Source organism: Paenibacillus kribbensis (assembly GCF_001705305.1).
In the GTDB taxonomy this organism is placed as follows: domain Bacteria; phylum Bacillota; class Bacilli; order Paenibacillales; family Paenibacillaceae; genus Paenibacillus; species Paenibacillus kribbensis_B.
On sequence record NZ_MCBP01000010.1, the window covers coordinates 64,787 to 84,047 of the forward strand.

The following is a 19,261-nucleotide window of genomic DNA, read 5'->3' on the forward strand; positions in this document are numbered from 1 at the left end:
AAACTTAAGGAGGGAATAACGATGAAAGCCATTTATGTGTGGATCATTGGGGGGACGGTGGCGGCTATATTGATCACCTTTTGCCTTTTACAGTGGCCTTGGGCACGGTCGTTGGCAGCTTCGCCCTTGGAAGAAAAAACGGTCATCCAGTCCGTATTGCATCAGTATCCCGGCGAGGTGCTGGAATCCAGACGCCTGGATAATTACTATCTGATCAAGTTGGAACGAGAGAAAGGAAAATACGATATAAAGGTCAACGTCTATGACGGTATCATCGAATCCATTACGCGGACGCAAGCTTATACTGATACCCGACAGGAGCCCCAGGATCACAATCCTGTTTCCCCACCAAGTAAGGACATATCGGGTCCAGTCAGCAAACCTGACCCAGTGTCTCTCGTGATCACAGAGAAGGAAGCAGCCCAGCTTGCTGCCAAGGCAGTTAACGGAACATCCGATGATATCGAGCTTCACCGTAACGAAAAAGGTCTCTATTATCTCGTTGAGGTTGAGATAAAGGATGGGCGTGAAGCTGTCGTGCAGGTTAATGCAGTATCGGGCTCTATCGACTCTGTCACTTGGGAAAAAGAAAGGCAGGACCGCAACGACGAATAAGCTGATTAGCATCACTCCCATGTCTTCTCATTGTTTTCTCATGATTTTATTATGTTCCTCTCATGTTCAAAAGATAAGCTGTATTCAAGCTTACAGTACAGGGAGGAATTATAAATGAAAAAAAACTATACATTAGGAATTATGGCAGCGACGGTGCTGCTTGGAGTTACGGTTACGGGCGTATCAGCGAATGCCGTTTGGGCTGCCAAACCTACGGACCTTATTGGAGCAACAACCGCTGCCAATATTGCAAAGAAGGCAGTCGGCAATCATGCGCAAGTTAAAGATGTCGAACTGGAGCGTGAGAACGGAAGGACCTACTATGAAGTGGAGCTTCAGCAGGGCAATAAAGATTGGGATATCGATGTAGATGCTTACACTGGAAAGACCATTCGTTCCCATTCTGAGCTTAACGATGACTCAAATGACAACTCCTCCTTCAACAAACCAAACCACGTCACCATAACCGAGAAGCAGGCTGGGCAAATCGCGCTCAAGAACGTGCCTGGTACCCTTCTGTCTACTAAATTGGATAAGGAAGACGGGCGGTTCATTTACGATGTAAAGGTGCTTACCGATGAAGGCACCGTTGAATTCGAAATCCATGCTACATCTGGAGCAGTCGTGGATATGGACGAGGATTTTGATGATGACCGCTATGATGACGACCATAATGAATCACTCAGACCATAATTGGCTTACATAATACAAAGTTAACTCAAACGGGGCAGCGAACTTTCGCTTTCCCGTTTTTTTGACCTGCTCAATACACACCTATTACCTCATTATGAATAGACTGATAACTAACAGAGGATTACCTTTTTCTTTTATCACAAGTCAAGTGAGGTACTTATGACGAAATCCTATACCAAAGCACAGATTCGCAATATCACCCGTCGTTTTGGCCTGATTCCGTTAAAATCAAGCTTAGTCTCATCACTATACCGAAAAAATGCAGTAATCCAAGTGAGAGCCAAAAAGGGAACTTATGCATTAAAGCCCTTTAGCCGTACTAAGATGATCCGCTCAAATACAATTCAACAGATGGAGCAGGCTGCAAGCATGGTCAGGCTTTTGAAAAAGAGAAAGTATCGCTACATGCCCGCGTGGCTTCCGACACATTCCGGGAAGCTATGGACTTTATATCAAGGAACGCCATTTTATGTGAGTCAGTGGATCAAAGGGCGGGGATTGGGGACTGCTGAAGATTTTGAAAAGCTTGGATGGGCACTTGCCACGCTTCATGCCACGCCCATCGGCTTGCATCGGATTGGAAGGGGAAGATCCCCTACCTTTCAGCAATTGCGGATATGGAAAAACCAGGACCGTCTTTTTCAAAGCAGAATAAAACAAATCAGCCGTCATGACACAAAATCCCGCAACTGGTACAACGCTTTCGGCAAAGACTGCAAACGTTTATCCAGGCGGGCATGGAGGGATTTACAGGACGCCTCCATTACCAGGCTGCTTCAGAAGGAAAAGCGTTCACCCTCTTTGATACACAGTGACATCACGATTCCTAATGTCATTATTTCAAATACTGGTCAACTCAAAATCATTGATTGGGATCGGGTTAAGGTCGGCTCAGTCTATGCAGATCTGGCAAAAGCCCTTATGAATACGACCCAATTCAATCCTGAATTTGTGCAATCCCTGCTGAAGGGATACCAAAAACGCAAGCCACTCAGCCGAACTGAACGAAAAATAGTTACAGCCCTGTATAAACTGCCTCGGGAAGCGTGGCATGCCTCTCGACACCCCATTCGCTCAAGAGACCGCGAGATTCTGGACAATTGGGATCAATCGTGGCCCCTTCGTTTACAAATCATTCATATTTTGCAGGAATGGTCCATGTATAAAAGAAAGTGAGGATCAAAATGTCGATTTTATCAAACGTTGAGCAGATGTACGGAATCAAAATTCAACGTGCTCGTCAAAAAAAGGATATACACAGGATCGAGACCGCCAGCATGACCTATTGTTTAAAACCCTACAATTTTCCAGAAGATGAAATTCGTTTTATTACACGTGTGTTGTCCTTCCTGGATGAGCGCGGGTTTACTCGTAGCCAAAAGATTTATCCGACAGTACAGCAAACCGCTTATATGACCCATGAAGGCGTTTCGTATACGTTAACCAATTGGGTTGATGGACGTAGACCAAAATTTACAAAAAGAATAGATTTCAAAAATGGTATTTCCACCTTAGCCAAATTTCACTCCAGCGCCGTAGGCTTTCCTGTCACCGAGGCTCCGGCAGCCAGAATACGTTACGAAGGCTTGGGTGATGAAATCGCTGGATACAAAAAACGTCTCAGTCCCTACAAAGGCACAGCACATCTCATAGCTCTCTGTGAGGAAGTGACGAATCGTTTACAGCAGCCCAAGGTTCGAGAAGCAATCGACTCGGAGCAAAAAGCCGGCGCATTTATACATGGCGACTACAATTACCCCAATCTGATTAAAGACAGACAGCTCAAGATTCATTTAATCGATTTTGAAAATTGCTCCCTGCACGTAAGGATGAAAGACTTGTCCCATCTTCTTCATCGAAATTGTCTTTGGAACGGGACAAAAATGCTGCGCGCGGTCGACTACTATCAACGATATCGTCCGTTAAGCACCCGTGATTTACATTTGCTTCACGCGCTTCTAATCTCTCCCTATCACGTGGTCCGCAACATCAGAATAGGCGGCATCCGTTCTGCTAAGCGTGTTATTCCATCATTAGCGCAATTGAACAAATACCGACGTGAGCTTAGAGCGCTGCTATAAGCTGCCTGATTGAACCAGCAGGAAACAGACCTAACCAAATGGTCTGTTTTTTTATATGTGTCTTCTGATACAACAGAATCCGGCAGCACCTGAAACTTCCTGTGCTTACCGGATTCCCCATAAAATGTTCATTGATCGAACCGTGCTGATACTGTCCTTGCTTTCCTCAAATTATTACCGGTTTAAGAGACTACCTACATACCGCAACAAATCGTTAGCGCTGGCCGCTGTGTAGCCATGCTCCTCAATCAGCCGCTTGATGACCTCATTCATCCGTTTAAGCTGGTTAGCATCAGGTGTTTTGGTCGAGGTCGTAATCTTCACAATGTCCTTCAGATCTGCAAACAGCTTCTTCTCGATAGCCTCACGCAGCCGATCATGATGATGATATTCAAACTTCCGGCCCTTGCGTGAATACGAGGAAATCCGGATTAATATTTCTTCGCGGAATGCCTTTTTCGCATTTTCTGACACCCCGATCTGCTCCTCAATCGAGCGCATAAGCCGCTCATCCGGGTCCAGCTCCTCATCCGTGAGTGGATCGCGGATTTTAGACCAATTGCAGAAGGCTTCGATGTTATCCAAATAATTGTCAAACAGCGTCTTGGCTGATTCCTCGAACGAGTACACAAAGGCCTTTTGTACTTCTTTTTTTGCCAACTCATCGTACTCTTTGCGGGCCACAGAAATGAAATTCAGATAGCGCTCGCGCTCTTCCTTTGTAATGGAAGCATGCTGATCCAGACCATCCTTGATCGCTCGTAAAATATCCAGTGCATTAATCGATTCCACATTTTGCTTAATTAATGCACTGGAAATACGATTAATGACATACCGTGGGTCTACCCCGGACATGCCTTCCTCCAGAAATTCATTTTGCATTTCCTTCAGGTCGGCTTCCTTGTAGCCTTCGACCTCTTCACCGTCGTACATACGCATCTTTTTGACCAAATCCATGCCCTGCTTCTTCGTTTCTTTCAAGCGGGTTAGCACGGAGAAAATGGCAGCCGTTCGCAGCGCATGCGGAGCGATATGAATATGCCGCATGTCACTTTGCTCAATGAGCTTGGCATAAATCTTTTCTTCCTCCGACACTTTCAGGTTATAAGGAATCTGCATTACAATCATCCGCGACTGCAATGCCTCGTTCTTTTTATTCGCAATAAAGCTTCTATACTCCGACTCATTGGTGTGAGCCACGATCAATTCATCTGCACTGATGAGCGCAAACCGTCCAGCCTTGAAATTTCCCTCCTGGGTCAGGGACAACAAATTCCACAAAAACTTCTCATCGCATTTCAGCATTTCCTGAAACTCCATCAACCCGCGATTCGCTTTGTTCAGCTCTCCGTCAAAACGATATGCACGCGGATCGGATTCCGAGCCATACTCCGTAATCGTGGAAAAGTCGATGCTGCCTGTCAAATCAGCAATATCCTGAGACTTCGGATCAGAAGGGCTGAACGTACCTATGCCAATCCGGTTTTCTTCCGATATAAATACCCGCTCCACGCCCACCTTTTCGATATCGTCATCAAATTCCGTACGCAATCTCATCTGGCAGGATGGGCAGAGATTACCTTCAATGCGCACACCGAGCTCCTTTTCAAATTCGGGACGCAGCTCATGAGGAATAAGATGAAGTGGATCTTCGTGCATAGGGCAGCCTTCTATGGCGTACACGGCTCCTTGATCCGTTCTTGAAAATTTCTCCAGACCCCGTTTTAACAAAGTGACCAGCGTCGATTTGCCCCCGCTGACGGGACCCATTAAAAGAAGGATACGCTTGCGCACATCAAGCCGCCTGGCTGAGGAATGGAAGTATTCCTCCACCAGCTTTTCCAGTGCACGATCCAGCCCAAAAATCTCCTGCTCAAAAAATTTATATCGCTTATGTCCCCCAATCTCTTCTACACCAAAAGATTCAATCATCTTGTAAACCCGTGCATGAGCGGTCATCGCCGGCGTCGGGTCTTTCTTGAGTATCTCGATATACTCTCTAAAAGTGCCGTTCCAGGCCAGACGGTTGCTTTCCGCCCGGTACTCCGCAATGCGTTCAAAAATATTCATGCTCGGTTCCTCCCATGGCTGCGTAATGACTATCCTCCACTCCTGATGGTAATGGCTACACTCGTCACGCCTTTCAGGATATAATGGTATCCCCTAAAAAAAGTGTAATACATACCTATGCAGATTGATTTCAGAATTGACCTATTTTTGTGACAGGTCTCCCTGCTTTTTCGAAAAACAAAGGGATATACTGTGCTAAAATATACAACAACGACGCGGACCTGACGCATTATGGTACAATATAAGCTCGGAATAATGGGATAAAGGAGCGGGAGAAGCAATGGCGGTTCGGCATGAGACGGAGCTATACGCTCCGATCAAAGCCTTTTTTGAGAGCTTGGGATATGAAATCAAAGGAGAGGTGCGCAACTGCGATTTGGTGGGTATCAAGCTGGAACAGCAGGAGCCACTGATTGTGGAGATCAAAAAGACGTTTAATCTGTCGCTTGTGCTGCAAGGCATGCAACGTTTGAAATTAAGCAGCAATGTATATGTGGCCGTAGAACGAAATCGTGCAAAAAAAGGGGCTGTCAATCAGCGCTGGAACGAGTTGGTTGGACTGTGCCGTCAACTGGGACTTGGCCTGCTTACCGTCACCCTTTTTAAGACCAAGCCACCGCTCGTAGAGATACTGTGCAAGCCTGCGGGCCCCAACGGCCATGAGCGCAAAACGACAGCGGTTCGCCCCGGCTCGCGCAAGGAGAGGCTGCTGCGGGAATTTCACGCACGCAGCGGTGACCACAACACTGGCGGCAGCACCCGGCGCAAGCTGGTCACGGCCTACCGGGAAAAAGCGCTACGTGTAGCCGCAGCCTTGCAGAGCCTGGGGGAGGCCTCCCCTGTGCAGCTCGCCCGTACGGCTGCCGTCAGCGGAGCGGCTGCTGTCCTGCAGCACAACTACTACGGCTGGTTTGAGCGCGTAGCCCGTGGCCGCTATAAGCTAACCCCGTTCGGCGAAGCGGCTCTGGGCGAGTATGCGGCGGTGCTGCAAGAGCAAGGAACTGAAACGGCCGCAGCAAAGGCCGTAGAGCCTGACAAAAGCGACGCGCAACATCGAATCGCAGAAACGCCAGTCCCTTACTCCTCCACTGCTGCTGCGGATACGGAGGATGGCTGACATTGGGCGGTGGAATGCCAGTATTCCTGCTAGCTTCGGGCGGTAAACTCACTGATCGTCTCACCGATCAGATTCATGCCCATAAGCAGCTGCTCGCGGCCCGGATGGCTAAAATTAAGGCGAATATGGGACGCCCCCTCACTGCCAACCGCACACAGCGCCCCTGGCATAAAGGCTACGCCTTTGGGCAAAGCCGCCTTTAACAGCAATGCGCTGTCCAGCCCATCGGGCAGCCGCACCCATACATACATGCCGCCTGACGGAATGTGATACGTCACGTCCTTCCAAAACGGACGCTTAAGCAGCTCCAAAATGAGCTGAAGTCGTGTTGAATATTCTTTGTTCAGCATCGCCAAGTGCTCGTGCCATTGGAAACGCGAACGGGTCAACAGCTGAAACAGCAGCCGCTGGTTCATCGTACTGGACTGCATATCGGCCAGCTGCTTCAAGGCATACATTCCTTCAATCAGCGGAGCGGGGCCAGCCGCCCAGCCAGTTCGCAGTCCAGGAGCGACCGTTTTATTAAATGAACCAATATATAGCACTTGACCGCCCTGACCCGCATGATCCAGTGCAAACAGCGAAGGAAACGCCTCTGCAAATTTCCGACTCTGTCCATGCGGACTCTTGTCAGGGGACTCGTTCTTTTGCTTAAAATGCAATTCACCGTAAGAATCGTCCTCTACGACCAGCACCTGATGGTGCCTGCATAAATCCAAAATTTCCTGCCGTCTTGCCGCACTCCATAGGAAGCCGGTCGGGTTCGTAAATGTGGGCGTAGCAAAAAAAAGCTTGGGGCGATAGCGAATCATTAAAGCTTCAAGCTTATCGGGAATTACACCTTCCTCATCTGATTCAACAGGCACGACCTGCGCCCCTTGCATAGACAGCACCTGCAAACATCCAGGAGAGGTCGGATTTTCGACCAACACCGGATCACGCTCATCCACCATCAGCCTTACGATCAGGTCAATGGCCTGCTGACTGCCTGTTGTTAGAAGGATTTGCCCTGGAGGTACCCTAACTCCCTTACGCTGCTCCCACTCTCCCGCAAGCCATGCCCGCAAAGGAAAATAACCCTCCGGTTCACCATACTGGAGGGCATCAGGGCCGGAACCAAACACATCATGAGCTGCTTCTTCCAGCAGCTTCACCGGAAACAGCTCTTGTGCGGGTAATTCTTCAGCCAGAGATATAAAGGAGTGTCTTCTTGCATTTTCCCGGATATGACGCACTGGAGAAGCCAACATTGCAGCCGTTCGTGAAGCAAAGGAATATTGCATGAACATCCTCCTTCTCCTGTAAATAGGTCACTGCCTCCGGGCTGACGCGTCAGGCATACAGCTGCTTCGTCTGACGTGCATATAAGGCATAACGTTCAATGGCCTGCGCCCGGCTGGACACACCTAATTTGGCATAAATTTTACGCAGATAATTATCAATGGAGCGCCGACTTACTTCGATCTCGATAGCAATTTTGTCATATGTAACGCCTTGTACAATACGTTCCATAATGAAAACTTCGGTTTGTGTCAATTCATCAAAAGGCTCAGAAGCCACTAACGGCAAAAACGGCCAGTTCCCGCAGCGAATCCAGTCCATCGGTAAAGAAGCAAATCCTTCGCGTAAACCGTTGATCAAATGAATCAACTGGTTTGGTGATGCCTGTTTGGACAGCATTCCATTCGCTCCCAGCGAAATCAATTGCTGAAACAACGTAATATTATCCTCATCCGTCATAATAACAATATGGCTGTCCGGAGACAAGGCCCGCATTTGGGTCAAAAACGGTTCAGCGGTTCCCTCAGGCAACCTGTAATCCATTAAAATAATTTCCGGCTGGATGGAACAAGCCAGTTCCAGGCCTTCCGTTCCGGAGGAGGACATCCCTCTAACAAGTAAATCTTGCTGATCTTCCAAAATAAGCTTTGTTCCCAGCATACTTGTAGGATGGATATCTATAATGACCACCTGCCATACTTTTCTCATGTCTAAACCTCCTGAGTTTACAAAAAAATACATCGTTCGCTAAAATAGATCTAAAATTGGAGATTGCATATGTAGGAATTGCGCGAATGTGAACGTATAGGAAGCGAGAACGGTTTAAGGAAATTGTATCCTAGGACTTCCTTCCGATGCAATCTCTTTTTCCAAATATTTTTTATACTCCTATTTCGCTTTTGCGAAATAAATAGGCCCATGATAGAATTGGAACTGCAAAACAAAGACTGGAAATTTGACTTTACACGGGAGTTGAAAAATCATATGCAAGTTTCACCTGAACGTCCTCTTGCCGAAGCTCGGCGAGGCCATTCAAGAAAGGGGTTGCCCGTAAAGGCATTTCTGCTATTTTGGTTTATACTTATTATACTAGGTGCTCTCGCAACCTATCTGTATAGCAATCACTTGAAGCAGCAGATGCTAAACGAGATGCAAACCCATACAGACCAACAGATTCAAGCACTTCAATCCGACTATGAAAAGCAGCTAACCACACTTTCCAAGGAAGTTAGCGACTTGCAGGGCAAAGTGCAGTCCTTCAATGAACTGCTGACCTTTACGAAGGACAATGCCAATAACAAAACCGATAACAGCAATAAGCTTTATACCCAATTAAATGAAGTCAAGCAGCAGCTTAATATACTTCAGAAAAAAATGGACTTGCTAAAATGAACATAGATGCAAAACAAGTGAATCGGTTCTTTATGTTAGCCCTTGCTCCTTTTATCGGTTTGTTGGGGTGTATTTTGTTAGTGCATCCCCCTTTGAGTTTTCCAGTGCCCACTGCTCCGGGCCTGCAAAAAGCCGAAACTATTGTACAAACGCAATCCGTAAGCAAGCAGCTTGATGAAGCCAAACAAACGGCAACGTACACCTTGTCTACGATTCGCCGGACATCCGAGCTGTATAAGCAAACAACCCAAACGATGAATCAGCTTGTCCAAGCAGCCTCTACTCAGTCCAAGCGTCCCGCGATCATCTATGATCGACGCATCACCGCCAAGCTGGGGGTTCCCTATGAGCGTGTAGACAGCAACCGGATTACCATTGAATTGTTCAAGGTGAACCCAGGGATTTATCACGGCTACGCCATGAAGGTTAAACTGAAAGATCCTACCGCTATGAAAATGTCTCTGGGGAGCGACAAATTGGGCGGCTCTGAAACAACTATGCGTGCTGTCTTGAGACACGGAGCTGTCGCCGGCATCAATGCAGGCGGCTTTGCGGATGGAGACGGCAAACGCTATCCATTAAGTACTACCGTCTTGAACGGCCACTACCTTACCGGCTTTCAATCCAGTTTCAAGGATTTGTCATTCGTTGGATTGAGCAGCAATGGCAAGCTTATCGGGGGCAAATTTTACAGTCAAGGCGCGCTGGATAGCTTAAAACCTGCCTTTGGGGCTACCTTTGTTCCCGTTCTACTCCAAAAGGGACAGAAGATGCCTATCCCTGAGAAGTGGAAAATCTCGCCTCTGCGGGCCCCACGGACGGTCATCGGCAACTATAAAGACGACCAACTGCTTATTATCGTCGTAGACGGCTACAATGAAAGCGGGGGTTCAGGTGCAACGCTCGAAGAACTACAAGGGAAGATGTACAATCTGGGTGTTCAGGATGCTTATAATTTGGACGGAGGCGGCTCCTCGTCGCTCATATTGAACGGTCGAGTCGTTAACAAGCCATCAGATGGTCAACTTCGTCCGGTCCCTACTCATTTTTTATTCTATAAATAATAAAAATAATAAAATATGCTTGTCGAAGTATGGCTCAATTAAAAAAAAGCATCACGAACGAATGTCGTGATGCTTTTGCCTCATTAGGAGGAGTACTGTGTCATTTCTGTCAGACATTGAGCACAAATATAACGGTCTTTAAAATCGTTTACTTGATCTATTGAACCGCAAAATACACATTTCGGACGATAACGCTCCAAAATAATATGGTCACCCTGAACCAAAATTTCGACAGGATCTCCCTCATTCATTTGATATCTTTTGCGCAGTGACTTAGGCAAGACTATTCTCCCCAATTGATCAACTTTACGCACTACACCAGCAGGTTTCATCGTGATCGTACACCTCTCCTATTCAGTAATAACTTACAGTTTACTTTCCCTGCGAAAACTAGGTACAAAGACACTATTCTTTATGTAGTATTCGCTGTCTTTTTGTCGAATCCTGCTGATCACAGGAAATTTTATTACATTTTTTCATAAAATCATGAACCATATCAAAGTATGGCACAGAATGTCTATAATATTTTTATCGACCGGAAAGCCAATTATCATTAGCTCTAATAGAGAATTTTGCAAATTTCGACAATATCACCTTTATTCAAGCTTAACAGTCAGATTCATCTAGTCAAATATTGCGCAACTTTCATTAGCAACTTAGGTCCTGGTTCTTTATTCACAGTTTACGTGACTTTATTTACGATAAACCTGGAAAATCCATTTGTCTCAACGCTTCATACACGATAATCGCAGCGGAATTCGACAAGTTTAGAGATCTTACTTTATCTGACATAGGCATCTTAATGCATGTATCTGGATTCGCTGCTAACAGCTCAGGAGGCAACCCCTTCGTTTCTTTACCAAATACCAGAAAGTCTCCGTCCCGGAATGAAATATCGCTATAGCGCTGGTTTGCTTTTGTCGTCGCATAAAAAAAGCGGCCTTCCTGATACTTCTCCTGTACCTCAGCAAAAGACTCGTGGTATTCAATATGGACAGCATACCAATAATCAAGTCCAGCCCGTTTTAACGTGGCATCGTCGGTACGGAAGCCCAGCGGCTTGACCAGATGCAGATGTGTTCCAGTTGCGGCACACGTTCTGGCAATATTTCCTGTGTTAGCCGGGATTTCCGGCTCGACAAGTACAATATGTAATGGCATTATGTTTCGTTCCCTTCATCTTTTATCATCTATCCCCCACACTACTAAAGCCTTCCCCTATACACGTTCAGGGAAGGCTTTACTTTTACTTTTTCGATTTCAAATCGCGTGTATCGAAATATATATCCGTAAAATCAACGGTTACGTTGCTTGAAGCTATCCATAAACTCCGCCAATGCTTGACAGTTCTCCAGTGGAACAGCATTGTAGATCGAGGCGCGAAGCCCTCCTACACTGCGATGTCCCTTCAATCCGATAAACCCGGCCTGCTCGGATTCCTTAATAAATTGTTTTTCCAGATCCTCATTTGCAAGACGGAAGGTTACATTCATAATGGAGCGATCTCTGCTGTCCACACAGCCACGATAGAAGCCTTCGCTGCTGTCAATACGGTCGTAGAGCAAAGCAGCTTTCTGTTGGTTTACACGCTCAATGCCTTCCAGGCCACCTTCCTCCTGAATCCATTTCAGCACTTCATTCACCATGTAGATAGCAAAGGATGGCGGTGTGTTGTAGAGAGAGTTATTTTTTTCATACGTGCTGTAGCGCAGCATCGTAGGAATGGTGGACGGCGAGGATGTCAACAGCTCTTCACGGGCAATGACGACCGTTACACCGGAAGGTCCCAGGTTTTTTTGCGCGCCTGCGTAGATCAATCCAAATTGAGTAACATCAAACGGCTTGCAAAAAATATCACTGGACATGTCGACAATCAACGGTACGGAACCCGTATCTGGAAATTGCTTGAACTGTGTACCTTCAATCGTCTCGTTGGACGTCATATGTACATAAGCAGTATGCTCAGGCAAGTCCAGAGATTCCACATTCGGAAGACGCATGTACTTCTCATCAGCAGAGGATGCGGCAATATGAGTCTTGCCCAGCAGCTTGGCCTCTTTGTATGCCTTGTCGGACCAGCTACCTGTCATTACATAGCTTCCGATCTGTCCTTCGCTCAGGAAATTCAAAGGCAGCATTGCAAATTGCGTACTGGCGCCCCCTTGCAGGAACAACACCTTATAGCCCTTCGGATTGCCCAGCAGAGATAACAAACGTTCCTGTGCCTCATTATGAACAGATTCATACACAGCTCCACGATGAGACATTTCCATGATAGACATTCCTGTCCCCTGAAAATCCACGAATTCAGCTTGTACACGTTCCAGTACCTTCAGCGGCAATGCCGCTGGTCCTGCATTAAAATTGTAGGCTCTCTTACTCAACAATTTCCCATCCCTTCTCTACCTTGTGTGGATATTATCGCTATGATAGCAGTATTCATAAATGCGTTCAAGACTTGTATAAAAATGTTTTTGAATTCATTTATGATGTGACAAAGCTGTGAATGTTATCATATTTGACATCTTCACTTTGTGATATTCACTTTAATGTTAAAAGGTCCCCGGCTATGAGACCGGAGACCTATCTTGAACAACAACTTTTATCCGTAGGCTAATGATTGTTCTTCAAGGCAGCTACGCTGCCGATTTATTAGCAGTCGAAATACAGGCTGTATTCGTGCGGATGAACACGGATGTTCACCGATTTGGCTTCAGAACGTTTGAACTCTACATAGTTGTCAATAAAGTCCTTCGTGAATACGCCGCCTTCAGTCAAGAATTCGTAGTCAGCTTCCAGAGCGTCAAGAGCCTCATCCAATGAAGCTGGTACGCTGCGGATTTTACCTTTTTCAGCGTCAGACAGCTCATAGATGTTCGTGTCAAGCGGACCATAGCCCAATTCGATTGGGTTCAGTTTACGCTTAATGCCATCCAGACCAGCCATCAGCATAGCCGAGAAAGCCAGATAAGGGTTAGCTGTGGAGTCCGGTGTACGGAACTCGATCCGACAGCCTTTTGGCGTAACAGCCGCTACTGGAATACGTACAGCCGCAGAACGGTTACCTTTGGAGAATACCAGGTTAACCGGCGCTTCGTAGCCTGGAACGAGACGCTTGAACGAGTTGGTGCTTGGGTTTGTCAAAGCGATCAGTGCAGGTGCATGGTATAGAATACCGCCAATGTAATGAAGAGCCATTTCGCTCAGGTTAGCATAAGCACCTTTTTCGTAGAACAAAGGAGTGTCTCCATCGAAAATGGATTGGTGAACGTGCATACCGCTTCCGTTGTCTCCGAAGAGTGGTTTCGGCATGAATGTTGCCACTTTACCATATTGACGAGCTGTGTTGTGTACAATGTATTTATAAACGAGCAGGTTATCTGCTGTTTTCTTCAGTGTATCAAAACGGAAGTTGATTTCCGCTTGGCCTGCTGTAGCTACCTCATGGTGATGGCGCTCAATTCTCAGACCTGCTTCTTCAAGCAGACGGCACATTTCACTACGGATGTCTTGTTGGGTGTCTACTGGCGCTACAGGTACATATCCGCCCTTCACTCCCACTTTAAAGCCCAGGTTGCCGCCTTCTTCCTTACGATTTGTGTTCCAAGCTGCTTCCTCGGAATCTACGAAGAAGGAAGCGCTGTTCATGCCGCTTTCGTAGCGAACATCATCAAAGATGAAAAACTCGGACTCAGGTGCAAAAAATGCTGCTGTGCCCACTCCTGCGGATTGCAAAAATTCCTCTGCCTTTTTGGCAATACCACGAGGATCGCGGTCATATTTTTCGCCGTCCGGCGTAGCAATATCACACAGAATATTCAGTGTAGGATGCTGAGTGAAAGGGTCGACAAAAGTGGATTCTGGATCAGGCAGCATAACCATGTCGGATTCCTCAATACCACGATAGCCGGGAATGGAAGAACCGTCGAAAGCAACACCGTTAACAAATGTATCTTCATCTACTTCGGAAGCTGGCAGTGAAATATGGTGAGCACGACCAGACAAATCTACAAAACGAAAATCTACCCACTCAATATTATTTTCCTGAATTGTTTTCAATACGTTTTCCACGGACATGTCTTCTTCCTCCCAATTTTTCCGAACATTAAGTCTTATACAACACTGAAATGTTCATGATCGAATGTTTTTTTCTGTCGTCATTATAAATCTCAAACATGACACGGGTCAATAGCTATGTAAGGTATTTTTTAAACTAATGTTAGATATTCTTACGCCCTTGATAACATTTGAATAGCACAAAAAGCCCGAAACATCGGGCTTTTAAGTGATTTTAATCTTGTTACTGCAATGCGTCAAAACTTTTATGCAATGATGTTAACTATTCGTATTAGGAAATGGTACTAGGGGTATGGAATGTTTTCCCTACTGCAGGGGCAAGCAATTCCAAATCTTTCAGCAAATCTGCAAATTGATCAGGGAACAGGGATTGTACACCATCGCCCGTCATCGAGTTGTCAGGGTCTGTATGCATCTCAATAATCAGTCCGTCAGCACCGGCAGCTACTGAAGCCTTCGTCATAGGAACAACCAGCTCACGCCGTCCTGTGCCATGGCTTGGATCAGCAATAACCGGCAAATGGCTCAACTGCTGCAAAACAGGGATCGCAGACAAATCCAGCGTATTTCTGGTGTAGGTTTCGAATGTGCGAATACCTCGCTCACATAGCATAACATTCGGATTTCCGCCCGCTAAAATGTACTCGGCAGCATTCAGGAACTCGTCATAAGTCGAGCTGAAACCGCGTTTAAGCAACACTGGCTTGCCACAGGTTCCCAGCTTGCGCAGCAGATCGAAGTTCTGCATGTTGCGTGTACCTACTTGCAGAATATCCGCATATTCCGCACAAATATCCACGTATTCCGGTGTCATAACCTCTGTGATGGTCAGAAGATCATGTTTTTTGCCCGCTTCGGCCATCATGATCAAGCCTTCTACCCCAGTTCCCTGGAAGCTGTAAGGCCCCGTACGCGGCTTAAAAGCACCTCCCCGAAGGACTTGTGCACCCGCAGCTTTAACCAATGCGGCAATCTCGTCAATCTGCGTAGCAGACTCAACGGCACACGGCCCACCCATAATCACAAGCTCGCCCCCGCCGATATTTACGCCTTTTATGGAAATGACCGTATTTTCGGGATGAAAATCACGGCTAGCCAATTTGTAGGACTTCGATATTTTGACTACATTTTCTACACCCTTCATTTGACGCAGGTGTTCAGCCAGCTTGGGCTCTACGCTGCCGATCAATCCGATAATCGTGCGATCCGATCCGCGTGAAACATGGGCCTGCAAGCCTTCTTTTTCAATAACTTCAACAATGGCATGGATATGTTCTTCAGGTGTTTGAACACCGGCGATAACGATCATATTTTTCTTCCCCTCTATAAAACATATTTTATGGATCACTATGACATTATGACACTTAAACGCTTGTTCGCTTTTAAGCTTTTATTCGTTAAAGTAAATATACCTGTTTTGACTTTACTCGTCAAGGCTTAATTATTACTCGAGATTATCTTTATGATAACAATAAAAAAGCCGCTATCCGGGTGTTACTCCTCGAATAGCGACTAAGGTCAATCCTAAGTTATTTCGTCGTTTTTGACTTTTCCCGTACAGGAGGCAACAGTTTTTTCATATCAATGTTCCGCTGAATCTCCCATGTATCAGGGTTAGCCGGATCATACTGCTCCAGATACGTAATGACCTCTTTCGTAATCAGCGTAGGGGTGGAAGCTCCGGATGTGACCGCTACCTTCGCAACGCCCTCCAGCCACTCCCTCTTCAGCTCTGTTACATCGGCAATTCGATAAGCCGTAGTACCGGCGATCTCCTCGGACACTTGGGCAAGTCTGTTGGAGTTATTGCTGCGCGGATCACCGACAACGATCACCAGGTCCGCCTGTCCAGCCTGCTCGGCTACCGCCTCCTGACGCACTTGCGTTGCCAGACAAATTTCATTGTGTATCTCTGCACCCGGGAACTTCTCCAGCAACTTCTTCATAATGTGCTTGATGTCCCATTGGCTCATGGTCGTCTGATTTGTAATGAGGATTTTGCCCTCAGACAGCGCAAGCGTGTCGATTTCCTCTTCCTTTTCAATCAGATGGACATGATCCGGCGCAATTCCGATAGCTCCCTCCGGTTCAGGGTGCCCCTTTTTGCCGATATAAATAATCTGGTATCCTTCTGACGACTTCTCCCGAATCAGATCATGGGTCTTCGTCACATCCGGACAGGTAGCGTCAACCGTAGTCAGTCCCTTGTCTCTTGCCAGCTTGCGAACCTCTGGGGATACGCCGTGGGCGGTAAAAATAACGGTCCCCTTCTCCACCTGGCTTAGAATCTCCATACGGTTCGGGCCGTCCAGTGTAATAATCCCTTCATCTTCAAAGGAATTGGTGACATGGCTGTTATGCACAATCATGCCTAGTATATAAATAGGCCGGGGTAAGTCCAGGTTTCTGGCAGCCTGACGAGCCAATACCATGGCATCGACTACGCCGTAACAGTAACCCCGGGGTGAAATCCTGAGTACTTCCAAAAATAGCACCCGCTTTCTTCGACACAGTATACTGCTCCAATAACTGGGCAGCTGTGGGCATTCAAGCCTCTACCGGCCAATTCTATGATGTCGTTGCCTTCCTATTATAGCCTATTCCAAAGGCGCGGAAAAGCTGACCGGAAGCCAGATGATGAATGTCGTTCCTTCTCCTTGGCGTGTAACCACTTCCACTGACCCGTGATGTTCATCGATAATCCACTTGGCAATAGACAGTCCCAGACCGATTCCCTCCGTCACGCCGCGTGACTCATCCGCCCGGTAAAAGCGGTCAAAAATAAAGGGAACCTGACTCTTGTCCATCCCGATGCCCGTGTCACTGATCCGCAGACCCACCTGCCCCTGATAAACAATGGCATCAAATCGGACGATGCCTTCAGGAGTATACTTGAACGCATTATCAATAAAAATAAATAGCATCTGCTGCAAATAATCCTTGCTACCTTCCATATAAATGCCATTCAGCAGCGAAAAATCGCCTACATTCCATTCGGCTGTTCGCTCCAGAAATTGAGCACGACGGGCTACCTCATTTACAAGCGGTTCCAGCGCGACTGGAGTCTTATCGAATGTTTTCCCCGTATCCGCTCTCGCAAGTGACAGCATATCGCCCACCAAACGACTCATCCGCTGGCCTTCATCGGCCATGTCATTCAGTGCCTCCATAGACAGCTCTCGAATCATCGCTTCATCCATATTCGGTCGCTCTCCCGGTTCAGTGGTCCACATTTTGACCAAAAAGTCAACATTGCCACGAATCGTCGTAAGCGGTGTACGCAGCTCATGGGAAGCATCGGCCACAAAACGACGCTGTGCACCGTATGCATCCTCCAGCTCCTTATAAAACGCCTCTGTACGTTCCAGCATATTGTTAACCGTCCCGATCAGCTGCCCAATTTCATCTGCTGGTCCTTCATATTCAATACGGACACTCAAATCGTTACTGGATTGAATCTGATTTGCCCCCTCAATCACCTTGACCAGCGGCTTCATGGACTTGCGAGCCAAAAAGAGACCTGAGGTTGCAGCAGCGAGTAGAGCAAATAACGAGCCGTATACAAGCACACTTTGCAGCCTGTTCATGAGCCGATCCTGTGAGCCCGTAAATTGCCCTATCTGGAGAAAGCCAACTACCAGCCCTAACTCATCGGATTTGATCGGCTGCTGATAAATCATAAAGGAATCCCCATCCACACTCACACGCCGAATCCCCTCATTTTGGACTGCTCCTACCGCTGTAGATGGCACTGGGAAGGTAATATTAAGGTCTTTCATATTTTGGGTCGTTTTGGTTACCCCGGATGTGTAATTATAAATTTGTACATATAGCTGAGAGTCATCAATTCCACGTCCCTGCACTAAGCCCAAATCCAGATTGGGGACTTCAAACAATCCCCCTTTGATAGTAAGCAGCAGCTGCTTATTAATACGTGGCGCCTGAGTCATAAGCTGACTTTTCACTTCATTGTATGTGTAATAATAAACCAGTCCGTAAATAGCCAGTCCAAAAATGACAAGCACTATCGCCAAGATGCTCGAATACCAAGCTGTCAGCCGCCACCGAATAGACATATTACACATCACCTCTTAAAATATAACCGGCTCCCCGAATGGTGCGAATGAGTCGTTTGCCGCCATCCTGTTCCGTTTTTTGTCGCAGCATGGCGATATACACCTCCAGCACGTTTGATTCCCCACTATAGTCATAGCCCCAAATTTTGTCCATAATCAAATCGCGTGACAGCACACGCTTCGGGTTCTGCATAAACAAATGGAGCAGCTCAAATTCTTTTGCTGTCAGTTCCAAACGTTTGCTGCCACGAAACACTTCACGTGATTCGTTATCCAGCTGCAGGTCCTCGAAGGTAAGCCGGTTTCCGTTATTGTCCTGCTGTTCGGTTTTACGCCGCAAAAGCGCCCGCACTCGTGCCAGCAGCTCCTCCAGTGCAAACGGCTTGACGAGATAATCGTCGGCTCCCAAATCCAAGCCCTTAACCCGGTTCTCCACCTCGTCCTTGGCTGTAAGCATCAGGACGGGTACCGTGCTTCCGCCCTCACGCATGCGACGGCATACCTCAAAACCATCCACCTGCGGCATCATGACATCCAGCACGACAACATCAGGCTCAGCTGTCAGCATTTTATTCAATCCTTCTGCTCCGTTGGCGGCAGTCAGCACTTCATAGCCCTCGAAAGCCAAACCTCTGCGCAGCATGGACACAATTTTCTCATCGTCATCAATAATCAGAACGGTAGAACGCATACACGATCGAACTCCTTTATCATCTTCTTTTCACTCTATTGTAGCAGGAGTAGACGCGTGTAGCACCTTGCCGCCGCATACAGCAAGAAACGGAAGGGCTCTTC

Annotated in this window: 18 protein-coding genes; 7 read left to right on the forward strand and 11 right to left on the reverse strand. The window is 47.0% G+C overall.

Translation table 11 applies throughout. The features are described from left to right. Positions 1-21 precede the first annotated feature (21 nt). The 4 genes from BAZ21_RS17875 (at position 22) to BAZ21_RS17890 (ending at position 3,389) form a co-directional block, all read left to right on the forward strand. Positions 22-615, forward strand: coding sequence for a PepSY domain-containing protein (locus tag BAZ21_RS17875; RefSeq protein ID WP_068503660.1), 594 nt, complete (start codon positions 22-24; stop codon positions 613-615). Positions 616-729: 114 nt separating this feature from the next. After that, positions 730-1,308 carry a PepSY domain-containing protein gene (locus tag BAZ21_RS17880; protein WP_068503662.1) on the forward strand — a complete coding sequence of 193 codons (579 nt, stop codon included), beginning with the start codon at positions 730-732 and terminating at the stop codon, positions 1,306-1,308. A 159-nt stretch (positions 1,309-1,467) separates the two neighbouring features. Further along, a complete protein-coding gene (locus BAZ21_RS17885; RefSeq protein WP_068503664.1) occupies positions 1,468-2,484 on the forward strand; it encodes an aminoglycoside phosphotransferase family protein in 1,017 nt (338 codons plus the stop codon). An 8-nt stretch (positions 2,485-2,492) separates the two neighbouring features. Then, positions 2,493-3,389, forward strand: a complete 897-nt coding sequence (locus BAZ21_RS17890) for a phosphotransferase (RefSeq protein WP_068503666.1) — start codon at positions 2,493-2,495, stop codon at positions 3,387-3,389. A gap of 174 nt (positions 3,390-3,563) precedes the next feature. Here the strand turns inward: BAZ21_RS17890 and BAZ21_RS17895 are convergent, their stop codons facing one another. After that, positions 3,564-5,459 (reverse strand): PrkA family serine protein kinase, encoded by a 1,896-nt coding sequence (locus BAZ21_RS17895; RefSeq protein ID WP_068503668.1) that lies wholly within the window; start codon positions 5,457-5,459, stop codon positions 3,564-3,566. A 280-nt stretch (positions 5,460-5,739) separates the two neighbouring features. On the opposite strand from BAZ21_RS17895, the gene BAZ21_RS17900 reads away from it, so the two are divergent. Next, a complete protein-coding gene (locus BAZ21_RS17900) occupies positions 5,740-6,576 on the forward strand; it encodes a DUF2161 family putative PD-(D/E)XK-type phosphodiesterase (RefSeq protein WP_068503669.1) in 837 nt (278 codons plus the stop codon). Positions 6,577-6,605: 29 nt separating this feature from the next. On the opposite strand, the gene BAZ21_RS17905 is transcribed toward BAZ21_RS17900, so the two are convergent. Together BAZ21_RS17905 and BAZ21_RS17910 are read right to left on the reverse strand one after the other, a co-directional pair. After that, the gene (locus BAZ21_RS17905) at positions 6,606-7,859 is read right to left on the reverse strand and encodes an aminotransferase-like domain-containing protein (RefSeq protein ID WP_068503671.1); all 1,254 of its coding nucleotides are present in this window, start codon (positions 7,857-7,859) and stop codon (positions 6,606-6,608) included. Between the two features lie 49 nt (positions 7,860-7,908). Then, a complete protein-coding gene (locus tag BAZ21_RS17910; protein ID WP_068503673.1) occupies positions 7,909-8,565 on the reverse strand; it encodes a response regulator transcription factor in 657 nt (218 codons plus the stop codon). Positions 8,566-8,841: 276 nt separating this feature from the next. Between BAZ21_RS17910 and BAZ21_RS17915 the strand changes: the two genes are divergently transcribed. Next, positions 8,842-9,249 carry a hypothetical protein gene (locus BAZ21_RS17915; RefSeq protein WP_068503931.1) on the forward strand — a complete coding sequence of 136 codons (408 nt, stop codon included), beginning with the start codon at positions 8,842-8,844 and terminating at the stop codon, positions 9,247-9,249. After that, entirely contained in the window at positions 9,246-10,313 is a 1,068-nt protein-coding gene (locus BAZ21_RS17920) for a phosphodiester glycosidase family protein (protein WP_068503675.1), read from the forward strand. The genes BAZ21_RS17915 and BAZ21_RS17920 overlap by 4 nt, the downstream gene beginning before the upstream one ends. An 83-nt stretch (positions 10,314-10,396) precedes the next feature. On the opposite strand, the gene BAZ21_RS17925 is transcribed toward BAZ21_RS17920, so the two are convergent. The 8 genes from BAZ21_RS17925 to BAZ21_RS17960 all read right to left on the reverse strand — a co-directional run bounded on the left by BAZ21_RS17925 (position 10,397) and on the right by BAZ21_RS17960 (position 19,157). Further along, a complete protein-coding gene (locus BAZ21_RS17925; RefSeq protein WP_007429587.1) occupies positions 10,397-10,645 on the reverse strand; it encodes an AbrB/MazE/SpoVT family DNA-binding domain-containing protein in 249 nt (82 codons plus the stop codon). 364 nt (positions 10,646-11,009) lie between these two features. After that, positions 11,010-11,474, reverse strand: a complete 465-nt coding sequence (gene trmL, locus BAZ21_RS17930) for a tRNA (uridine(34)/cytosine(34)/5-carboxymethylaminomethyluridine(34)-2'-O)-methyltransferase TrmL (protein ID WP_025720556.1) — start codon at positions 11,472-11,474, stop codon at positions 11,010-11,012. A gap of 134 nt (positions 11,475-11,608) precedes the next feature. Next, on the reverse strand, positions 11,609-12,700 hold the full coding sequence (gene serC, locus BAZ21_RS17935; RefSeq protein ID WP_084011740.1) for a 3-phosphoserine/phosphohydroxythreonine transaminase: 1,092 nt from the start codon (positions 12,698-12,700) through the stop codon (positions 11,609-11,611). A 265-nt stretch (positions 12,701-12,965) separates the two neighbouring features. Further along, on the reverse strand, positions 12,966-14,390 hold the full coding sequence (gene glnA, locus BAZ21_RS17940; RefSeq protein ID WP_068503677.1) for a type I glutamate--ammonia ligase: 1,425 nt from the start codon (positions 14,388-14,390) through the stop codon (positions 12,966-12,968). A 271-nt stretch (positions 14,391-14,661) separates the two neighbouring features. Next, complete coding sequence (gene aroF / locus BAZ21_RS17945) at positions 14,662-15,699, reverse strand: 3-deoxy-7-phosphoheptulonate synthase (RefSeq protein WP_068503680.1); 1,038 nt, start codon at positions 15,697-15,699, stop codon at positions 14,662-14,664. A 220-nt stretch (positions 15,700-15,919) separates the two neighbouring features. Continuing rightward, positions 15,920-16,876, reverse strand: coding sequence for a 4-hydroxy-3-methylbut-2-enyl diphosphate reductase (locus BAZ21_RS17950; RefSeq protein ID WP_068503682.1), 957 nt, complete (start codon positions 16,874-16,876; stop codon positions 15,920-15,922). 111 nt (positions 16,877-16,987) lie between these two features. Next, complete coding sequence (locus BAZ21_RS17955; protein WP_068503685.1) at positions 16,988-18,466, reverse strand: sensor histidine kinase; 1,479 nt, start codon at positions 18,464-18,466, stop codon at positions 16,988-16,990. A gap of 1 nt (position 18,467) precedes the next feature. Continuing rightward, positions 18,468-19,157, reverse strand: a complete 690-nt coding sequence (locus tag BAZ21_RS17960; RefSeq protein ID WP_068503687.1) for a response regulator transcription factor — start codon at positions 19,155-19,157, stop codon at positions 18,468-18,470. Positions 19,158-19,261: the final 104 nt, after the last annotated feature.